Genomic DNA, 19,557 nt, shown 5'->3' with positions numbered 1-19,557 from the left:
CGGGCTTGACCCGGAAGCCATCGGAGGGCGCAACGCTCTATGATGGATCCCGGATCGGCGCTGCTGCGCAGCTTGTCCGGGGTGACACCCTGATCTGGCAGGACTTGATGAGATCAAGACAAGCTGTTTGCTTTCAAAATCTGTGGCTATTCTAAAATAGCTCCAATTTAGATCGATTCAAGACAGTTAGAATTGCTTTGCCGACCTGAGGCGGGCTGTGTTAGCGCGAGGGCATCTTTCCCGGCAGGATGTTGTCCGATGCCCGCTCCCCTTTGGCTTGCCCGTCTGTCTTCCGCCGTCCTGTTCGGCGCGTCCGTGCTGTTTGCCGGCGCAGCCAGCGCCGAGACGATCGAGGTCACCGATCTCGCCGGGCGCGTCGTCAATGTCACGCGCGACCCCCAGAAGATCGTCCTCAGCGAAGGCCGCCAGCTCTATACGCTCGCGATGCTCGACCGCGATGACCCGTTCAAGCGCGTCGTCGGCTGGGGCAACGACCTCATCGAGAACGATCCGGGCGCCTGGCAGAAGTATCTGGCCAAGTTCCCGAAGGCCAAGGACATCGCGAACATGGGCAACCCCTATGCCGCCGATGTCAGCATGGAGAAGATCGCCTCGCTCGGCACCGAGGTCTACATTCTCGACCTCTCCAACTACTTCAAGGCGCAGGAGACGGGCCTGCTCGGCAAGCTCGAGAAGGCCGGCATCACCACCATCTTCGTCGATTTCCGCCAGGACCCGACCCAGAACGTGCTGCCGAGCGTGCAGTTGCTCGGCCGCATCCTCGGCCGCGAGAAGGAAGCGAACGCCTTCGCCGACTACTACATGCGCCAGACCCGCAGCATCTATGCCCGTGTCGGCGCGATCCCCGACAAGCAGAAGCCGCTGGTCTTCGTCGAGCGCGCCGCTGGCCTGCTGCCCTGCTGCGCCACCTTCGGCCCGTTCAACTTCGGCCGCTTCATCGAGGAAGCCGGCGGGCGCAACTGGGGCAGCCAGTTCTTCTCCGCCTTCCAGGCGCAGGCCGCGCAGGAGAAGGTGCTCGCCGACAACCCGGACGTCTATTTCCTCACCGGCGCCAACTGGTACGGCAGCAATCCCGGCAGCAGCGCCGTCAGCCTCGGCTATGACGCGACGCCGGAGAAGGTGCAGAAGGAAATGGCGGCGCTGATGAGCCGCCCGGGCTTCCAGCAGCTTAAGGCCGTGCAGGCCAAGAAGGTGATGGCCTTCTACCACCAGTTCTACGACGCGCCCTATTACTTCATCGCCGAGCTCGCCATGGCGAAGGAGTTCTATCCGGACCGCTTCAAGGACGTCGACCCGGAGGCGGTCTTCAAGGAATTCCACGAAAAATTCCTGCCGATCCCCTATTCCGGCGTGTTCTGGGCCAAGCTCCAGTGACGGCGGCCTGAGCGACGATGGCCGCGACCCTGCCCATGACGGCAACCGCCACCGGGGATTATCGCCGGCGCAATGCGCGCCGGCTGAAGCTCGTCCTGCTCGGTGTCGTCGCGCTGGCGGTTGCGCTGGCGCTCGATGTCTCGATCGGACCCGGCAATCTCCCGCTTGGCGATGTCCTGCGCACGCTGGTCGATCCGCAATCGGCGACGCCGCGGCTCTCCGTCATCGTCTGGGACCTGCGCCTGCCGATCGCGCTGATGGCGATGGCCGTCGGCGCCATGCTGGGCCTGAGCGGAGCGGGCATGCAGACCATCCTCGCCAATCCGCTGGCCGACCCCTTCACGCTCGGCGTCTCCGCCGCCGCGACGGTCGGCGCCTCCGTCGCGATCGTCTTCGGCTGGAGCGTCATTCCCGGCGCCGGGCCCTATATCGTCACCGCCAATGCCTTCGTCTTCGCGCTGTCGGCCTCGCTCGTCCTGTTCTTCATGACCAAGCTGCGCGGCGTCAGCGCCGAGACGATGATCCTCGTCGGCATCGCCCTGCTCTTTACCTGCAACGCCATCACCGCCTTGCTGCAATACCGCTCCAACGAGGTGCAGCTCACCCAGATCGTGTTCTGGACGCTGGGCAGCCTGGCCCGCGCGAGCTGGGAGAAGGTCGGCGTCGCCGCGCTGCTGATCGCGCTCGCCTTACCGTTCTTCCTGATGCGCGGCTGGGCGCTGACGGCGCTGCGTCTCGGCGACGAACGGGCCGAGAGCCTCGGCGTCCGCGTCGACCGCCTGCGCCTGGAAATCCTCGTCGCAACCTCGCTGCTTGCCGCCGTCTCGGTCTCCTTCGTCGGCGGCATCGGCTTCATCGGCCTCGTCGGCCCGCATATCGCGCGGCTTCTGGTGGGCGAGGATCAGCGCTTCTTCCTGCCGACCGCGACGATTGCGAGTGCCGTGCTGCTCTCGCTCGCCTCCACCGTCTCGAAGGTGATCACACCCGGCGTGATCTACCCGATCGGCATCATCACGGCGCTGATCGGCGTGCCCTTCTTCATCAGCCTGGTCATGTCGATCCGTGGGCGGGGAGTCTGAGCGATGGCGTTGCTGATCCGCGATCTCGATTTCCGCTATGGCGCGACGCCGGTCCTGCAGGGGCTTGGCACGGAAGCGCTGCCGCGTGGCGAACTCGCCGCTTTGGTCGGCCCCAACGGCTCCGGCAAGTCGACCCTGTTCCGCTGCGCCGCCGGCCTGCTGCGGCCCGAGCGCGGCGCGGTGGCGCTCGATGGCCATGACCTTTCGCAGCTCTCGCAGCGCGAGCGGGCCCGCAAGGTCTTCTATCTCGCGCAGGATACCGGCGCGCGCGTCGCGCTCTCGGTCTTCGACATCATCCTGCTCGCCCGCAAGAGCCTGCACCGCGGCTATGCGCTCGCGGCTTCACCCGCGGATACCCATGCCGTCGAGGCGGTGATCGAGGAGCTGGGCTTGGCCCCCTTCGCCTCGCGCGATATCGCGACGCTCTCCGGCGGCCAGCGCCAGCTCGCTGCGATCGGCCAGGCGCTGGTGCGCGAGCCCGACGTGCTGTTGCTCGACGAGCCGACCAGCGCGCTCGACGTGCGCCGCCAGCTCGACGTCATGGCGACGATCCGCGAGGCGACGCGCCGGCGCGACATCGTCACCGTGGTGGCGATCCACGACCTCTCGCTCGCGGCGCGCTTCGCCGACCGGGTGCTGGTGATGAATGCGGGGCGCATCGCGCAGGCCGGCGCGCCGGCCGAGGTGCTTGCGCATGAGGCGGTCTCGGAGACATATGCGGTCGGCGTGCATCTGGAGCAGTCGGCCCGGGGCACACTTCTGGTCGAGCCCTATATCCAGGTTCACTGAAGCATTTTCGAGCGAAGCGGACGCCGGTTCGCGTGAAGAACCGAAGGTCCGCGTCAGCAAAAATGCGAGAAAGCAAAGTTTCCGACACATGTCCGCTCCCTCGACGCACGACAATTTCACCCTGAAGGAAGAGATCCGCGCCTACTGGTCGGCGCGGGCCGAGAGTTTCGATCTCTCCTTCGGCCACGCGATCAAGTCGGATCGCGAGCTCAAGGCCTTCCAGCGCCTGATCGGTGATTCCTTCGGCGCTCAGCCGCTCGACGTGCTCGACCTTGCCTGCGGCACCGGCGAGATCACCCGCGCCCTGCTCTCGCTGAATCACCGGGTCACCGCGCTCGACTTCTCCGAGGCGATGCTGGAGCGTGCCCGCGCCAAGCATGGCAAGGCTGCCCGCTTCCGGCTCGGCGATGCCGAGCGCCTGCTCGACGAGGATGAAAGCTACGACGCGGCGATCACCCGCCATCTCGTCTGGACGCTGACCGATCCGGAAGCCGCGCTCAGCGAATGGTTCCGTGTCCTGCGCCCCGGCGGTCGTCTGCTGGTGATCGACGGCGACTGGGTCAACCGCACGCGCTGGCAGGCGCTGGTCAACCGTTTCGGCAACTGGCTGCGCGAGAAGCGCGGCGCGGCCGTCCACCAGATCGACGCCGATACCCATGCCTCGATTACCAGCCGCTTCTACTTCAAGGACGGCCTGAGCCGGGAGCGTCTCGAAGCGATGCTGACCGCCGCCGGCTTCACCGATATCGTCCCGGCCGATTACCATCAGGTCGTGCGCGAGCAGCAGCGTGCGGCGCCGCTGCATGACGCGATCCGGCTGGCCTCCTCGACCCGTTTTGCCCTTCTCGCGCGCAAGCCTGCCGCTGTCGCCATTTCGCGCTAGCGCCTGCCGGCTACTCTTCGGAGCCCTCCGATGGATCCCGGATCGGCGCGGCTTCGCCGCTTGTCCGGGATGACGATATGTTTCCGTCAAGGGGCAGCATCCTCTACAGGAACGGACAGCGCGCCGCTTCTTCAGGCGGTGTCGCGGGACAGGAGCGAGCGATGAACGCCAAGCCGGATTGGGACGCCGCGCAGTATCTGCGCTTCGAGGACGAGCGCACGCGGCCCTCGATCGACCTGCTCGCCCGCGTCCCGCTGAGCGCTCCGAAGTGCTGCATCGATCTCGGCTGCGGCCCCGGCAACAGCACGGAGCTGGTCGCGGCCCGTTACCCCGACGCGGTCACTGAAGGCCTCGATTCCTCGCCGGACATGCTGGAGAAGGCGCGCAAGCGCCTGCCCGGTCTCTCCTTCATCCTCGGCGACGTGAACACCTGGTCCGATGCGGCGGGCTGCGACGTGATCTTCGCCAATGCCGTGCTGCAATGGCTGCCCGACCACGCCGCGCTATTCCCGCGGCTGGCAGGTTCGCTGACGTCAGGCGGCTGCCTCGCCGTGCAGATGCCGAACAACCTCAACGAGCCCTCCCATGTCGCGATGCGAGAGGTCGCGGCGGAAGGCCCCTGGGCCGAGAAGCTCGCGAATGCCAAGGCCGAGCGCGCGACGATCGGTAGCTTCGGCGACTATCGGCGCTGGCTGATCGAGGCTGGCTGCCGCGTCGATATCTGGCAGACGACCTATGTCCACGCGCTCGTCAATCTCGAAGCCATCGCCGAATGGTTCAAGGGCACCGGGCTGAAGCCCTATCTCGACCGGTTGACGGCAGAGGAGCAGAAGGACTTCCTCGCCCGCTATCTCGAACGCATCGCGCCGCATTACCCGGTCGAGAGCGACGGGAAGGTGCTGCTGCGCTTCCCGCGCCTGTTCGTGGTCGCCGTTAGAGAAGGTTAGGGCCTACAGCCTTTTGATTTGAAACGCGGAGTCATCCCGGACGCAGCGAAGCGGAGATCCGGGATCCATGCCTGAACCTCCATCGGAAGCGCTCCGGCATGGATCCCGGGTCAAGCCCGGGATGACCCGCGTGGTTCCGAGTCACATCAGAATGGCCAAGCTCCAAGCGGTCAGCTTCGGGCCGCTTCCGTCTTCTTGGCGGCGACATGCTCCTCGTCGGAGGCGCCAGCGCGCCAGTAGCTGACGACGAGGTTCTGGTCGCGCTCCGGCCTGAGCTTGCCGCGCGACGCCGCTCGGATCGCCTTGAACGCGGCATGTTCTGCTGCCGCCCAGAGATAGGTCGGGGGGCCGTCTTCCGGCCAGTCGATGGTGGCGAAGGCATCCTGCAGCAGCGGTAGGCTGCCCGGCGCGGCGTCCCCACGATGCAGCCAGGTCAGCGAGATGCCGGTAGGGTGGCGCAGGGGCTGTTCCTCGCTGGCATCGGCGACCTCGATGAAGACCTGGCCCACGGCCTCGGCCGGCAGGTTCTCCAGCATCCGTGCCACGGCCGGCATGCCGGTCTCGTCGGCGAGGAAGACATAGCGCTCGGCCGGCTTGAACCCGCGCCCGCCGGGGCCTGCCATGCCGATCCGGTCGCCGGCCTTGGCCCGGAAGGCGAAGGCCGAGCCCGGCCCGGCATCCTCGTGCAGTACGAAATCGAGCGCGAGCGTGCCCGCAGCGGTGTCGATCTCGCGGATCGTGTACTTCCGCACCAGCGGACGGGTTTCAGCCGGCGAGGGCAGCAGGAGCCCGTCATCGCCGACCATCGGCCAGCTCGGCTCGCTTACGCCTTCGGGCGGGATGAACAGGCGCACATGCAGTGCGTCAATATGGTCGTAGCGGGCGAGATCGTCGCCCTTGAAGCGGATGCGGGCCATGTGCGGCGTGATCCGCTCGACGCCGGTCACCGTCAGGATGCGGAACTCGGGCGGCAAAGCGGGGCCGGTGCCGTCGCCGATCCAGCGCATCTCGGGCGCTGTGTCCTTCGGTGCGAATTCGATGACATGGCTGGCGATCGCGCGCTTCATGCCCAGCAGCGTGGCCACATCCGGCGCCTCGACGGTGACGTCGAGCGCGTTGGCCGAAAGCGCGATCCGCGCCCGGCTGCCGTCGAGGGCGATGATCGTCGTGCCGTCCTGCTCGGTAATGACGGCCTCGTGCTCGACGAGATGCTCGCAGAGCGGCTTCAGGACGCCCGCGGGGTTGGCGAGCGCGATCCGAGTCGAGGTGGCCAGCATGAGGGTCTCCGTTAGGCTTTCGGTGGCGCCGCGATCCAGAGCGTCCCGTCGAGCGGGATCGCGGAGAAGCGGGCCCCCTCGGCAAGTGTCGCGGCGGGGTCGATATCGGCGAAGCGCTCCGGATGGAGCCATTTCGCGAGAACCTCGATCGCGACGACATGCAGCGGGGTGTCGTTGAACAGGTGCCAGAAGCCGAAGGCGCGGCGCTTCTCGATGGCGCTGAGCATCTTGAGCGACGGTGTGCCCAAGAGCTTGGCGAAGCTCGCCGCAGCATCCGTCTCGCTCACCCCGAGGCCGAGCACGAGCCCGCCGAGCTTGCTGAGATGCGTGCCGCCGCTCGCGATATAGACGTCAGGATCGGCACCGATGAGCTGTTCGAGGCCGATCTGCCCGGTCGCGCCCGGCAGCATCGCGGCGGCGATGTTGCGCCCGCCGGCCGCCTGGATGAACTCGTTGAACGTGCCCTGTCCGGCCGTCATGCAGCAATCGTAGCCGCCGGCATGGGCGTGGATGAAGACGGAGGGGCGCTTCGCGTCCGCGACGCGGCTCGCGATCCGCTTCATCCGCCCCTCGTAGAAGGCGATCAGGCGTTCGGTCTGTTCCTGCTGGCCGATGAGGATGCCGAGCGTCCTGAGGCTCGGCACGGTGTCGCGCAGCGGCTCCAGGTAGAAATCGACGACCGCGACGGGGACGCCGGCGGCTTCCAGCTTCTCGACGAAGTCGCCGGGACCACGGCGCGTGCCGGCGAGCGATTTGCTGAGCACGACGAGATCGGGGCCGAGCGCGATTGCCCGTTCCAGCGAGAAGCCGGTGGCGGTCCCGCCATCGCCGACGAGGGGCAGCGCATTGATCGCCGGGAAGCGCGCCCGGTAGCGGGAAAGCCCGTCGGGATTCTGGCGTTCGAGGTCGCTGCCCCAGCCGGCGAGGATGCTGACGGGATTGGGATGGATCAGGCCGAGCGCGTTGAGTTGCCGGCCCTGCGCCAGCACGATGCGCTTGGCCGGCGCCGCGAGCCTGACGGTGCGGCCGAGGATATCGGTCGCGACGACCGGATCGGCCGCCATGGCCGGCAGCACCGGCAGGCTCAAGCCCCCCAGGATCAGCGAACGCCTGTCGAGCATCATGCGGCTGCTGCCTTGTCCTGGGCCGTGCCGGCAAGTGCGAAGGCCACGGTGCGCGCGAGCATCGCTGGGATCACCGAGACGTGGTTCTCGCCGGGGAATTCGGTGAAGCTGCAATCGAGGCGGCCTGACGCGGTCAGGCGCGCCGCCATCTCGGCCGCGTTGTCGCGCATCCTTGCCCGCGCGAGACGCTCGGCCCGTTGCGGGGTGACGGCGAGGACTGGGTCCTGCTCATGGCTGCCAACCGTGATCAGGAGCCGTCCGGCCGAAGCCGAACCACCGCGCCGGAACATGTCCTCGCTCGCGAGGATGGCGCGGTCCTGCCACCAGATCGACGGGCTGCCGGCGGCGAGGGACTCGAACAGTCCGGGCCGGGTGAACAGCGTGTGCAGCACGAAGAGCCCGCCATAGGAATGGCCGGCGAGCGCGCGCCTTGCCGGGTCGAGTGGAGCGATCCGCGCGACGGCCGGCAGTATCTCCTCGACGATCATGTCGAGGAAGCGATCGGCGCCGCCGGGGACGGGCAGGAGATCGCGCTGGCGCCGCTCGGCATCGAAGGGCCGCTCATGGGGATAGCCGATCCCGATGACGACGGCGGGGCCGACGCTGGTCGCTTCCGGGCGTTGCGCCTGCAGGCGGGCGGCCGTGGCCGCCACCGGAAACAGCGCGTGGCCGTCGACCAGCACGAGGGTCGGGAAGCCGCATGCCGGAGCGGGCTGTTCCGGCACGGAGATCAGCAGCCGGTAGCGTGAGCCGTCCCGCGCCTCGAACTCGCGCTGCCAGGCCTGCGGCAGCGCGACGGGGGCGAATGCGGGGTCGGAAAGGCTGCCTGGCTGCATCGGCGACATCACCAGCGATAGGACAGTGTCGCGAGCACCGTGCGGCGCAGGCCGAAGGAACACTGCGTCGTGCCGTAGCAGCCGGAGATATACTCCTTGTCGAACAGGTTCTGGGCGTTGACCTGCACCTTCCAGCCCTTGAGTGCGGGGTTCGCTGCTGCGAGGTCGTAGCTGATCGCGGCATCGACCAGCGTGTAGTCCGGTGTGGAGAAGGTGTTGCCGGGATCGCCCGCGCCGCCGCCGACATAGCGCACGCCGGCGCCGAGCCCGAGGCCCGAGAGCGTCCCCGTCCGGAAGGTGTAATGCGCCCAGAGCGCCGCGGTGTGGCGCGGCACGACCGGCGGGCGTTTGCCGAGGTCGACGCCGTTGCTCTTCGTCACCTCGGCATCGGTATAGGTATAGGCTGCGACGAGGTCGAGATTGTCGAGCACGGTTGCCCGAGCCTCGACCTCGACGCCGCGCGCCCGGATCTCGCCGGTCTGGATCTGGAAGGTCGGGTGGGCGAGGTCGGTCGTCGTGACGTTGCTCTGGGTCAGCTGGTAGACCGACGCCTGCAGGAAGGCGTTGGTCCCCGGTACTTCGTATTTGAAGCCGGCTTCGTATTGCTCGCCTTCGGTCGGCTTGAACGGCGTGCCGCCGAAGGCCGTGCCGGCCACCGGCTCGAACGAGGTCGAGTAGCTGGCATAGGGCGCGAAGCCGTTGTCGAAATTGTACATCAGCGCGACGCGGCCGGTGCGGGCCGTGTCGTCCTGCTTGGTCAGGACGCCGGTGGACAGCGCGCGGGTGCGGGCCTCGGCCCGGTCGAAGCGGCCGCCGACCAGCAGCGAGAGCCGGTCGAGCTTGATCTGGTCCTGCAGGTAGATGCCGTACTGAGCCGTCGTCTGGGTGGTGCTCGGCACGGTCGGCAGGACGAAGGGCAGGCGCCCGTAGATCGGGTTGGTGAAGTCGAGCATCTGCACCGTGCCGCCTGCGCCGGTCGCGGCCTTGGCATCGGTCCAGTAGCCGTCGACGCCGAACAGCATCTTGTGCGTCAGCGGGCCCGTGCGGAAATCGGCCTGGAGCTGGTTGTCGATGCCGGCGGTGCGGGCACGCTCGTTCGAGATCGTGGCGCGGCGCGTCAGCGTCTTCTGGTCGGCCGCGATGCCGCCGACCGCGACGGTGCGGTTGCGCGACTCGAGGTCGGAGATGCGGAGGTTCTGGCGGAAGGTGAAGACGTCGTTGAAGCGGTGCTCGAAGGCGTAGCCGAGATTGGCCTGATTACGGCTATAGCCCTCGAAATTCGGCTCGCCCGGGAAGAACTCGCTGCGGATGCGGCCGGCGCGGCTTGGCAGCACGGTGCCGACCGCTGGGATAAAGCCGTAGAAGCCGGTTTCCGGGTCGCGCTGGAACGAGGCCATCAGGGTGAAGTTCGTCGCGCCGCTCGGCCGGTAGGTCAGCGAAGGCGCGATGAAGATGCGCTCCTCGCGGGTGTAGTCGACCTGCGTGTCGGCTGCCCGGCCGAGGCCGACGACCCGGTAGAGCCAGGTCTTCTGCGGGTCGATCGGTCCGCCGAAATCGAACGCCATCTGGGCGCGCTCATGGCTGCCGAACTGGAGCTGAACCTCGCCGTGCCGCTCCTCCTTCGGGCGCTTGCTGACCATGTTGACGATACCGCCGGGCTTCACCTGCCCGAACACCACCGAGGACGGGCCGCGCAGCACCTCGACCCGCTCCAGCCCCCAGGATTCGTAGGTCGGAACCAGGAAGTTGACGCCGCGCTGATAGCGCAGGCCGTCGAGATTGTTGACGAAGCCGGCACCGGACCCCGAGCCGCCGAACCCGCGGATGAAGACGCTGTCATAGCGCCCCATCGACAGGCGGGTCTCGCCGACCACACCGGCGGTATAGCGCAGAGCCTGGCTGACATTCTGCGCGCCCTGGTCGTCCATCTGGTCGCGCGTGACGACCGTGATCGACTGCGGCGTCTCCATGATCGGCGTATCGGTCTTGGTCGCGGTGTCGCTGCGGCGGGCGACATAGCCGTTGACCGGGCCGCCGGCGCGCTCGCCCTGGACCTCGATCGTATCGAGGCCGATCGCGGTGCCTGCCGGCTGCGGTTGGGCGCCTTGCGCCAGCGCCGTGCCCGCTCCGCCGGCGAGAAGCGCGACCAGTGCCACGCCGGCCCGTCCCATCGCGCGATTGCTGCTGTTGATCCCGATCATACCCGTAATCCTGCCCCTGGCGCCTGCGCGCCCTCGTCTCCGGGGTTCTTTCAGGAAGGCTGCCGGGCCGGCAACGCGCTTGGCTTTCGATCGCGGCAGTATTTCTTTCGGTCGCGTTTCGAACGCGTCCAAGCAAGAACGGGAGGGCAGATTCATGGCCTGGATCAGCGCAGCGAGCTCGGCGCGACGCCGAAACGCTTGCGGAACAGCCCGGAGAAATGCGCCGGGCTATAGCCGACCTGGAAAGCGGCGACGGCGACGGTTGTCTCCCCGCTGGCAATCATCGCATAGGCCTGCTGCAGGCGCTGCTCCTGCAGGTATTCGAAGACGCTGGCGCCGAATTCCGTGCGGAAGGCCGAGGTGAGCTTGGTCGGGTTGAGCCCGCTTTCGCGCGCCAGTTCCGCCAGGCTGAGGGGTTCCTGCAAGGTTTCGAGCAGCCGGTCGCGGGCCGCATGAACCTGCTCGCGCAGGCGCGGGTTGAGCCTCGCCGGGCGGACGGGCCGCTCGCCGAGCATCCGGTCCAGGACCAGCGCGCCGAGTTCGAGCGCCTTGCCGGCGAGATAGAGCGGGCGCAGTGCCTCGCCGACCGGGCATTCCGCCATCTGCAGCGCCAGCGAGCGGATCGGGGCATCGGCCGGGCGCACCCAGACGCCGGCATCGTCGGAGCAGGCGAGGCGCGCGGCCTTGGCGACATCCGGCCCGAACTCGCGGGCGACGAAATCGAAGTCGAACTGCATCAGCGCGCAGCGCAGCGCGCCGTCCGCGAGGCCGGTGCGCTGCTGCATATGCTCGCCGCCATTGGCGGCGACGAGCACTGTCGGCCCGTCGAGGACGACGGCGGGGCGGTCGTCGAGCTCCAGCGCCTGCCGGCCTTCGAGCATGACCGCGACCTTGAGACCTGGCCGCATCGGGCCGACGATCCGCTCGCCTTCCTGGATCAGAAACGTGCCGGCGGAGAGCGAGAGATTGCGCGAGAACAGCTCCAGGCTCGTGGCAGATTTCTGTACGGGGCTGGAACCGGCGTGCATCGCGACCTCTGTGAGGAGGTGACGTCTATCCGAAGCTGGAGTAAAAAACAAATAATATCAATAGTTTAAATGAATTCTAAGGTGCGCTCACCGCCCTCCGGCGTCATTCCGGACAAGCGGCGAAGCCGCGCCGATCCGGAATCCATCGAAGGGCGCTTACGCCCGCGATGGCTTCCGGGTCTCCGCTTCGCTCCGCCCGGAATGACGGCGTCTTCTGGTCGAGCGTCGTGAGCCTTGAGCGTTCGTTGATCAGCGAAGGGGTAGGGGCGGATGTCGGGCTGGCGCCTCAGAGATAGGGCGGCGTGCAGGCGCTGACGACGATGCAGCGTTCCGTCCCGATATTGCGGTAGCGATGCGGGATGCGGCTGTCGAAGAGATAGGCATCGCCGGGCTTCAGCACCTTGATCTGATCGCCGACGGTGATCTCGAGCTCGCCGGCCAGCACCACGCCGCCTTCATGGGATTCGTGCTTGAGCATGGCGGCGCCGGTATCGGCGCCGGGATCGTAGGATTCGTGCAGGATCTGCAGGTTATGGGCCTGCGCGTCCCCGACCTGGCGGAAGGACATCTGGCCCCGGCTCTCGCCGCCATTGACCTGGTGCAGGCGCGAGGTCAGGTCCAGCAGGTCCGAGGCCTCGAAGAACACCTTGTCGCGCGGCGTCCGTTCCTCGTCAAAAAAACTCACCATCGTCATCGGAATGCCGCCGAGAATCTTGCGCAGCGACGCGACGGAGGGACTGTTCCGGTTCTGCTCGATCAGCGAGATCAGGCTATGGGTCACGCCTGAGCGCGCCGCGAGTTCGCGCTGGGAAAGCCCGGCCGCCAACCTGATTTCCTTTAGCCTGCCGCCGACGTCAAAGCTCATGGTTGTTCCGTTCCCCCATCCTGCGCGCCTTGTCGTTCCTGCGCGTCATGCAGGGGCCGCCTGCTCGACGGCCCTTGCCATGTTCAATATTCTGAGCAATGCTGCCGGAAAGCCAATAAGAAAATAGTGTCATGGGGAACCGGCGGAGTGGAATAGTTTTCGCGTTCAAAGCACACCGTCCAGACTAAAAACCCCATTCGATACGAGAGGGCTGCCGGCTCGCGGATGATCGCGCGCATGGCACGGGAGATGCTTGCCGAAGACTATCGCCTCGCCAATGCCTCGCGGCGAGAATTCAACAGGGAAAGCAGGGTAATCCGGGCCGATGACGCAAGCCGAGACCGTTTTGTTGAATGGCCGCATCTTCTGCGGCTTGGCGGAAGGCTTCGTCGAAGCCCTGGCGATTGGCGGGGGGAAGGTTCTGGCCGCCGGCCCGGCCGCCGATGTCGCCACCCTGCAGGGGCCGGCTACCCAGGTCATCGACCTCGCAGGCCGTGTCGCCATTCCCGGCCTGAACGATGCGCATATGCATCTGCTGCCGCTCGGTCTCGCGATGAGCGAGGTCAATCTGCGCCCCGAGGAGGGCGTCAACAGCATCGACGAGATCCTGCGCCGCATCGCCGCCGCGGTGAAGGGCAAGAAGCCCGGCGAATGGGTCACCGGCCGCGGCTATGACCATAACGAGCTGGCTGAGGCCCGCCATCCCACAGCCGAGGAACTCGACCGCGTCGCGCCCGACAACCCCGTCTATATCAAGCGCACCTGCGGCCATGTCGGCGTCGTCAACGGCCGCGCCATGGCGGCGGCCGGGATCGGCCACAACACGCCGAGCCCCGATGGCGGCCTGATCGAGCGTCGCGACAACAAGCTGACCGGCCTGCTGGCCGAGAGCGCCATGCGCCTGATCGTCGAGGCGATGCCGAAGCCGAGCGCCGCCGAACTCAAGGCCGCGATCGAGAAGGCCGGGCATTACATGCTCGCGCAGGGCTTCACCAGCGTGATGGATGCCGGCGTCGGCATGCTCGCCGGCATGGCCGAGATCGAGGCCTATGAGGAGGTCGCGCGCGCCGGCACCCTGCCGGTCCGCACCTGGGTCTGCATTTACGGCAATGCCGACGGTATCGGCGACGAAGCCCATGCGGCGGGCTATCGCTTCGGCCGCGAGACGGGCCTGCTGCGCTACGGCGCGATGAAGGTCTTCGGCGACGGTAGTGCCGGCGGTCTGACCGCGGCAATGACCGAGCCCTACCTCGTCGGCGACCCCGATAATCGCGGCATCTTCATCTATTCCGATGCCGACATGCATCGCTATCTCCGGCACTACCACGAGCTCGGCTACCAACTCGCGATCCACGCGATCGGCGACGCCGCGATCGAGCAGGTGCTCTCCGGCATGGAGAAGGCCGACAGCCCCGCGCATCCGATCAAGGGCCGCCGCCACCGCATCGAGCATTGCGGCTTCCTGACCGACGGCCAGCTCGCCCGCATGGCTGCCTCCGGCATCGACCCGGTGCCGCAGCCGGCCTTCATCTACGAGTTCGGCGATCTCTACGTGATCAATCTGGGCGAAGAGCGCGCCGGCGCCTCCTATCCGATGCGCAAATGGCTCGATGGCGGCCTGCATGCGGCGGCAAGCTCCGATGCGCCGGTCTGCGCCACCGACCCGTTCAAGAACCTCTTCACGATGGTCACCCGCCAGACCAAGCGCCATACCGAGATCGGCGGGGCCGAGAAGCTGAGCATGGAAGAGGCAGTCCATGCCTATACCTTGCTCGGCGCCTACACTCAGTTCGCCGAGGACAAGCTCGGCCGGCTGGTGCCCGGCCAGCTCGCCGACATCGCCGTGCTCTCGCACGACATCTTCGCGGTTCCCGTCGGTGAGGTCGAGAACGAGGTGCGCTGCGACCTGACCCTGCTCGGCGGCGAGGTCGTCTTCGACCGGCATGGCCAGCTCGCGGCTGCCGCGCAATAGGCCGGGGACCTCCGCGATGCTCAAACATACGCTGCAAAGGCTGCTGCTGGTCCTGCCGGTGATGCTCGGCGTGCTGCTGATCGGCTTCCTGCTGATGCAGGTCGTGCCGACCGATCCGGCCCAGGTCCGCGCCGGCCCGACCGCGACCCAGGACGTGGTGGAGGCGATCCGCCAGGAACTCGGGTTGAACCAGCCGCTCTGGAAGCAGTTCGCGATCTATATCGGGCGCCTGGCACAGGGTGATCTCGGCGTCTCCATCATCAACAACGTTCCGGTGACGCAGGAGCTCGGCAACACCATCGGCCCGACGCTGGAGTTGATGCTGGCCTCGCTGGTCTGGGCGATCCCGCTCGGCATGTTCCTCGGCACGGTCGGCGCCTATTACCGGGGCTCGCTGATCGACCGGGCGATCATGGCTTTCTCGGTTGCCGGTGTCTCGCTGCCGGTCTTCTTCCTCGGCCTCGGGCTGATCTGGCTCTTCGGCTTCTATTACCCGATCCTGCCCTTCACCGGCCGCACCGGCCCGCTCTGGACCTGGGAGGGCATCCAGGGGATCATCCTGCCGGCGATCACGCTGGGCGGCGTCTTCGTCGGTCCGGTCGCGCGCATGACCCGCACCTCGGTGCTGGACGAGCTTGGCGCCGACCATGTCCGCACCGCCCGCGCCAAGGGTCTCGGCGAGGCCACGGTCGTGCTGCGCCACACCCTGCGCAATGCGCTCGTTCCGGTCGTCACGTTGATCGGCCTGCAGATCGGCTTTCTGCTCGGCGGCGCCGTCGTCACCGAGACCGTCTTCTCATGGCCGGGTATCGGCCGGCTCGCGGTGGGTGCCATCCTGTCGAGCGACCTGCCGATGGCGCAGGGCACGATCATCATGCTCTCGCTCGGCTTCATTCTGGTCAATCTCGCGGTGGACGTTCTCTATGCCGTGCTCGACCCGCGCGTGAGGGGCACCTGATGAACTCCCCCATGAAGCTCGATCGCAACGCGCTCCAGCCCGGCGCCAAGACGGTGGAAGCGGCCGTCAGCGTCGCCGCCGCAACGCCCGTCCGCCGCAAGACCGTGTTTCGGATGCTGATTTCCGATGTCGGCTCCTGCATCGCGCTGACCCTCGTCGTTCTCGCCATCCTCGGTGCAATCTTCGCGCCCTGGCTCGCACCGACCGACCCCTTCGGCAACGACCTCGCCAACACGCTGAAGCCGCCCGGCGAGATGGGCCTGCTCGGTACGGACGGGCAGGGGCGGAATATGATCACGCGCCTGCTCTACGGCTTGCGCACGACCTTGCTGATGGGCTTCGCCTCGGTTGTCTTCGGTTGCGCGATCGGCGGCGTCATCGGCTTTGCCGCCGCCTACTATCCGAAACTGTCCGGCGTGCTGATGCGGTTCATGGACGTACTCTTGTCCTTTCCCGCGATCCTGTTCGGCCTCGCCATCGCCGCGATCTTCGGCCCTGGCCTGCTCGCGGTCATCATCGCGCTCTCGATCGCGACCGTCCCGCTGATGGCGCGCGTCGTGCGCGGCTCGGCGCTGGTCGTTCTCCAGCAGGGCTATATCGAGGCGGCGCGCTCGCTGGGCCTGAGCGACCTGCGCATCATCCTGCGCTATGTCCTGCCGAACTGCCTCTCGGCCATCTTCGTCTTCGTCACCTTGCGCTTCGGACAGGTCATCCTGCTCGGCGCGGCGCTGTCGTTCCTGGGCCTCGGCGCCCAGCCGCCGACCGCCGAGCTCGGCGCCATGGCGGCGGACGGGCGCAACTTCCTGTTCTTCGCGCCACATGTCTCGGTCCTGCCGAGCCTGGTGATCTTCGCGGTGGTGTTGGCCTTCAACGTGCTTGGCGACTCCCTGCGGGACGCCCTCGATCCCAAGCTGCGCAAATAGCGCCGTCATCAACCAAGAAGCGTCAAAAAGGGGACTTGCTCGATGCTGAAACTTTCAACTCTGCTTCTCGCCGGCGCCGCCGCCGCAAGTTTCGCGGCTCTGCCCGCGGTCGCCCAGCAGAAGGCGCCGCTCTCGATCCTGCGCGTCATCGATGCCGACAACTACGACCCGATCCGCACCACCGCGACCGCGGCGGCCGAGGTCATGTACATGCTGGCCGACACGCTGGTGACGGTCGATTTCGACATGAAGACGATCAAGCCAGGCCTCGCCGAGAGCTGGACGGTCTCGCCCGACGGCACGACCTACACCTTCAAGATCCGCAAGGACGTGAAGTTCTGCGACGGCCGGCCGATGACGATCGACGACGTCGTCTACTCGCTGAAGCGCTGGACCGACCCGGCCAACAAGTCGCCGGTGTCGTTCCGCGCCGGGCCGGTCAAGGACATCCGCGCCGATGGTGATTCCACGCTGATCTACGAGCTGAAGGAGCCCTATAGCGACCTGATGTTCCAGCTCGCTTTGTCCTTCGCCTCGGTGGTCGACAAGGCGACCGTCGAGAAGCTCGGGCCGAATTTCGGCGTCCAGGGCTTCAACGGCACCGGCCCCTATTGCTGGTCGAAATGGACCCCGCGCCAGGAGCTCGTGCTCAAGAAGAACCCGCATTATTCCTGGGGCCCGCCGATCTACAAGGACCCGAAGCCGCAGATCGACGAGATCGTCTGGAAGGTCATTCCCGAGTCGAATACGCTGATGGCTGCGATCCAGGCCAAGCAGGCCGACGTGACCTATTACATGCCCTATATCGCGCTCGATACGATGCAGCGCATCCCTGGCATGACGGTGCAGCGGCAGGAAAACTACATCTACGACGTCTTCATGGGCTTCAAGGTCGACAAGCCCGTGGCGAGCGACAAGGTCATCCGCCAGGCCGCGAACATGGCGACCAACAAGGAAGCGATCGCCAAGGCGATCTTCTTCGGCAAGGGCCAGACCCTGCCCTCGCTGCTCAACCCGGCGGTGGTCGACTACGACAAGTCCTCGGCCGACAAGATGCCGAAATACGACCCGGCCGGCGCGACCAAGCTGCTCGACGAGGCCGGCTGGAAGCCGGGCGCCGACGGCATCCGCGAGAAGGATGGCCAGAAGGCCAGCTTCACGGTCTACGGCATCCGCAACGACTCGAATCCGCGGATCTCCGAGGCGATGCAGGCGGATCTGCGCAAGGTCGGCATCGACATGAAGATCCAGCTCTGGGACGCGACCGTCGCCTGGGGCAAGCTGGCGACGCAGGAGTTCGACGCCTTCCTGATGTCCTACCCCTATGTGACGGCGACGGAGGCGATGAGCCTCTATTTCCGCAGCCAGCAGGCTCCGACGCCCAACCGGATGAACTGGAAGAACCCCAAGACGGACGAACTGCTCAAGGCTGCCTCGATGGCGACCGATGCGGACAAGCGCAAGCAGGCCCTGGCCGAGGTCCAGACCCAGCTCACCGAGGCGAATGTCTGGGTGCCGCTGGTCTCGCAGCCGCTCTGGGTCGTCGCGACCGATCGGGTCGAAGGCGCGCGCGCCCACGGTCTCTACGGAGCCGGCCTCTACAAGGGGCTCGACCTCAAACTGAAGCGCTGAACTTCTTCGGCGCCGCGCGGCGAGAACCGCGCGGCGCTTTTTCTATGTCTGGCCGCTAGGGAGGAAATGTCATGACGATCACGGTCATCAAGAACGCCGAAGTCGTTGTCGCCTGGGATGCGGAAGCCTCCCGGCACGTTTATCTGCACAATGCCGATGTCGCCTTCGAGGACGGCACGCTGCGCTATGTCGGGCCGCGTTACGAGGGCCAGGCCGACGAGACCGTCGACGGCAGCGGGCGCATGGTCATGCCCGGCCTCGTCAACATCCATTCGCATCCCTCGAGCGAGGCGCTGAACAAGGGCTTCCTCGACGAGCTCGGCTCGCCTGCGCTCTACAATTCCTCGCTCTACGAATTCATGCCGATCCTGCGGCCCGATGCCGAGACGGTGCCGGATTGCGTGCAGGTCGCCTATTCCGAGCTGTTGCTCTCCGGCGTCACCACGCTCGCCGATCTCTCGGTCGCCCATCCCGGCTGGATCGATCTTGCGGCCAATAGCGGCCTGCGCGTCTGCGTCTCGCCGATGTTCCGTTCGGCGCGCTGGTACACCAAGAACGGCCATGTCGTCGAATACGAGTGGGACGAGAAGGCTGGCGAGGCGGCCATGGAGACCGCCTTCGATGTCATCGAGCAGGCGCAGAAACACCCTTCAGGGCGCCTCTTCGGCATGGTCTGCCCGGCGCAGATCGACACCTGCAGCGAGGGCCTGATCAAGGACAGCCACGCCGAAGCGAAGCGTCGCGGCCTGCCCTGGCAGATCCACGCGGCCCAGTCGACGGTCGAGTTCCACGAGATCACCCGCCGCCATGGCGTGACGCCGGTCCAGTGGCTGGAGAAGCTCGGCGTGCTCGGCAAGACCAGCATCGTCGGCCACGGCATCTTCCTCGACGATTACCCGCGCGTCGGCTGGCACAGCCGCCGCGATCTCGCCCTGCTGGCCGAGACCGACACGGTGGTCGCCCATTGCCCGACGGTGTTCATGCGCCGCGGCATCGCGCTCGACGATTTCGGGCGCTATCGCCGCGCCGGTATCCGCATCGGCATGGGTACCGATACCTATCCGCACAACATGCTCGAGGAGATGCGCCATGTCGGCTACGTCGCCCGCATGATGGCGGAGAACCCGCGCACGCTCACCACCACCGATATCTTCGAAGCCGCGACCACGGCGGGCGCCGCCGCGCTCGGCCGCGACGACATCGGCCGCCTCGAAGCGGGCTGCAAGGCCGACCTCGTCATGGTCGACCTCAAGCACCCGATGATGCAGCCGCGTCGCGACCCCGTGCGCAGCATGGTCTATGCCGCCGCCGAGCGCGCCGTCGACCGCGTCTATGTCGACGGCAAGCTGGTCGTCCGCGACGGCACCGTGCTGACCATGGACTATCCGGCTGCGGCCCTGCGCCTCCACGAAGGCCAGAAGCGGACGGAGGCGGCCGCGCCCGGCAACGACTGGATCAAGCGCCCGGTGACGGATTATTCGCCGCTGACCTTCCCGGTGAAGTGAACGGGAGCGGCCCCATTTTGCGCGGAAACACGGCGTCATCCCGGATCTCCGCTTCGCTGCGTCCGGGATGACCCGCGCTTGATGAGACGCAACATGCTGGCGCATCGCTGCATCGTGAGGCCCCTGCGTCACGCCGCCCGCTT

The 19,557-nt window shown here is 66.9% G+C and carries 16 protein-coding genes; 10 read left to right on the top strand and 6 right to left on the bottom strand.

Translation table 11 applies throughout. The features are described from left to right. Positions 1-258 precede the first annotated feature (258 nt). The 5 genes from AC6RIC_RS00380 to tam all read left to right on the top strand — a co-directional run bounded on the left by AC6RIC_RS00380 (position 259) and on the right by tam (position 5,093). Positions 259-1,395 carry an ABC transporter substrate-binding protein gene (locus AC6RIC_RS00380; RefSeq protein WP_499734686.1) on the top strand — a complete coding sequence of 379 codons (1,137 nt, stop codon included), beginning with the start codon at positions 259-261 and terminating at the stop codon, positions 1,393-1,395. A gap of 35 nt (positions 1,396-1,430) precedes the next feature. Beyond that, the gene (locus AC6RIC_RS00375; RefSeq protein ID WP_499734685.1) at positions 1,431-2,474 is read left to right on the top strand and encodes a FecCD family ABC transporter permease; all 1,044 of its coding nucleotides are present in this window, start codon (positions 1,431-1,433) and stop codon (positions 2,472-2,474) included. Positions 2,475-2,477: 3 nt separating this feature from the next. Further along, positions 2,478-3,263: an ABC transporter ATP-binding protein gene (locus tag AC6RIC_RS00370; RefSeq protein WP_499734684.1), complete on the top strand. Its 786-nt coding sequence runs from the start codon at positions 2,478-2,480 to the stop codon at positions 3,261-3,263. A gap of 88 nt (positions 3,264-3,351) precedes the next feature. Next, positions 3,352-4,146: a class I SAM-dependent methyltransferase gene (locus AC6RIC_RS00365; RefSeq protein WP_499734683.1), complete on the top strand. Its 795-nt coding sequence runs from the start codon at positions 3,352-3,354 to the stop codon at positions 4,144-4,146. A 161-nt stretch (positions 4,147-4,307) separates the two neighbouring features. Next, complete coding sequence (gene tam, locus AC6RIC_RS00360) at positions 4,308-5,093, top strand: trans-aconitate 2-methyltransferase (protein ID WP_499734682.1); 786 nt, start codon at positions 4,308-4,310, stop codon at positions 5,091-5,093. Between the two features lie 170 nt (positions 5,094-5,263). Here tam and AC6RIC_RS00355 read toward each other — a convergent pair whose 3' ends face one another. The 6 genes from AC6RIC_RS00355 to AC6RIC_RS00330 form a co-directional block, all read right to left on the bottom strand. Beyond that, positions 5,264-6,370 carry a DUF2218 domain-containing protein gene (locus AC6RIC_RS00355; RefSeq protein WP_499734681.1) on the bottom strand — a complete coding sequence of 369 codons (1,107 nt, stop codon included), beginning with the start codon at positions 6,368-6,370 and terminating at the stop codon, positions 5,264-5,266. An 11-nt stretch (positions 6,371-6,381) separates the two neighbouring features. After that, entirely contained in the window at positions 6,382-7,494 is a 1,113-nt protein-coding gene (locus AC6RIC_RS00350) for an ABC transporter substrate-binding protein (RefSeq protein WP_499734680.1), read from the bottom strand. Then, the gene (locus tag AC6RIC_RS00345; RefSeq protein ID WP_499734679.1) at positions 7,491-8,330 is read right to left on the bottom strand and encodes an alpha/beta hydrolase; all 840 of its coding nucleotides are present in this window, start codon (positions 8,328-8,330) and stop codon (positions 7,491-7,493) included. Before AC6RIC_RS00345 ends, AC6RIC_RS00350 begins: the two co-directional genes overlap by 4 nt. Before the next feature lie 8 nt (positions 8,331-8,338). Continuing rightward, the gene (locus AC6RIC_RS00340; RefSeq protein WP_499734678.1) at positions 8,339-10,531 is read right to left on the bottom strand and encodes a TonB-dependent siderophore receptor; all 2,193 of its coding nucleotides are present in this window, start codon (positions 10,529-10,531) and stop codon (positions 8,339-8,341) included. 164 nt (positions 10,532-10,695) lie between these two features. Further along, on the bottom strand, positions 10,696-11,559 hold the full coding sequence (locus AC6RIC_RS00335) for a helix-turn-helix transcriptional regulator (protein WP_499734677.1): 864 nt from the start codon (positions 11,557-11,559) through the stop codon (positions 10,696-10,698). A gap of 286 nt (positions 11,560-11,845) precedes the next feature. Beyond that, positions 11,846-12,424, bottom strand: coding sequence for a cupin domain-containing protein (locus tag AC6RIC_RS00330; RefSeq protein WP_454654175.1), 579 nt, complete (start codon positions 12,422-12,424; stop codon positions 11,846-11,848). 325 nt (positions 12,425-12,749) lie between these two features. On the opposite strand from AC6RIC_RS00330, the gene AC6RIC_RS00325 reads away from it, so the two are divergent. The 5 genes from AC6RIC_RS00325 to AC6RIC_RS00305 all read left to right on the top strand — a co-directional run bounded on the left by AC6RIC_RS00325 (position 12,750) and on the right by AC6RIC_RS00305 (position 19,414). Then, positions 12,750-14,396: an amidohydrolase gene (locus tag AC6RIC_RS00325; RefSeq protein WP_499734676.1), complete on the top strand. Its 1,647-nt coding sequence runs from the start codon at positions 12,750-12,752 to the stop codon at positions 14,394-14,396. A gap of 16 nt (positions 14,397-14,412) precedes the next feature. After that, positions 14,413-15,354 carry an ABC transporter permease gene (locus tag AC6RIC_RS00320; protein ID WP_499734675.1) on the top strand — a complete coding sequence of 314 codons (942 nt, stop codon included), beginning with the start codon at positions 14,413-14,415 and terminating at the stop codon, positions 15,352-15,354. Further along, on the top strand, positions 15,354-16,277 hold the full coding sequence (locus AC6RIC_RS00315) for an ABC transporter permease (RefSeq protein ID WP_499734674.1): 924 nt from the start codon (positions 15,354-15,356) through the stop codon (positions 16,275-16,277). Before AC6RIC_RS00320 ends, AC6RIC_RS00315 begins: the two co-directional genes overlap by 1 nt. 42 nt (positions 16,278-16,319) lie before the next feature. After that, positions 16,320-17,909, top strand: coding sequence for an ABC transporter substrate-binding protein (locus AC6RIC_RS00310; RefSeq protein ID WP_499734673.1), 1,590 nt, complete (start codon positions 16,320-16,322; stop codon positions 17,907-17,909). A gap of 71 nt (positions 17,910-17,980) precedes the next feature. Next, positions 17,981-19,414: an amidohydrolase family protein gene (locus AC6RIC_RS00305; protein ID WP_499734672.1), complete on the top strand. Its 1,434-nt coding sequence runs from the start codon at positions 17,981-17,983 to the stop codon at positions 19,412-19,414. Positions 19,415-19,557: the final 143 nt, after the last annotated feature.

The sequence above is a fragment of the Allobosea sp. TBD101 genome, from assembly GCF_059817965.1.
This window is presented reverse-complemented; position numbering and strand designations above follow the sequence as displayed.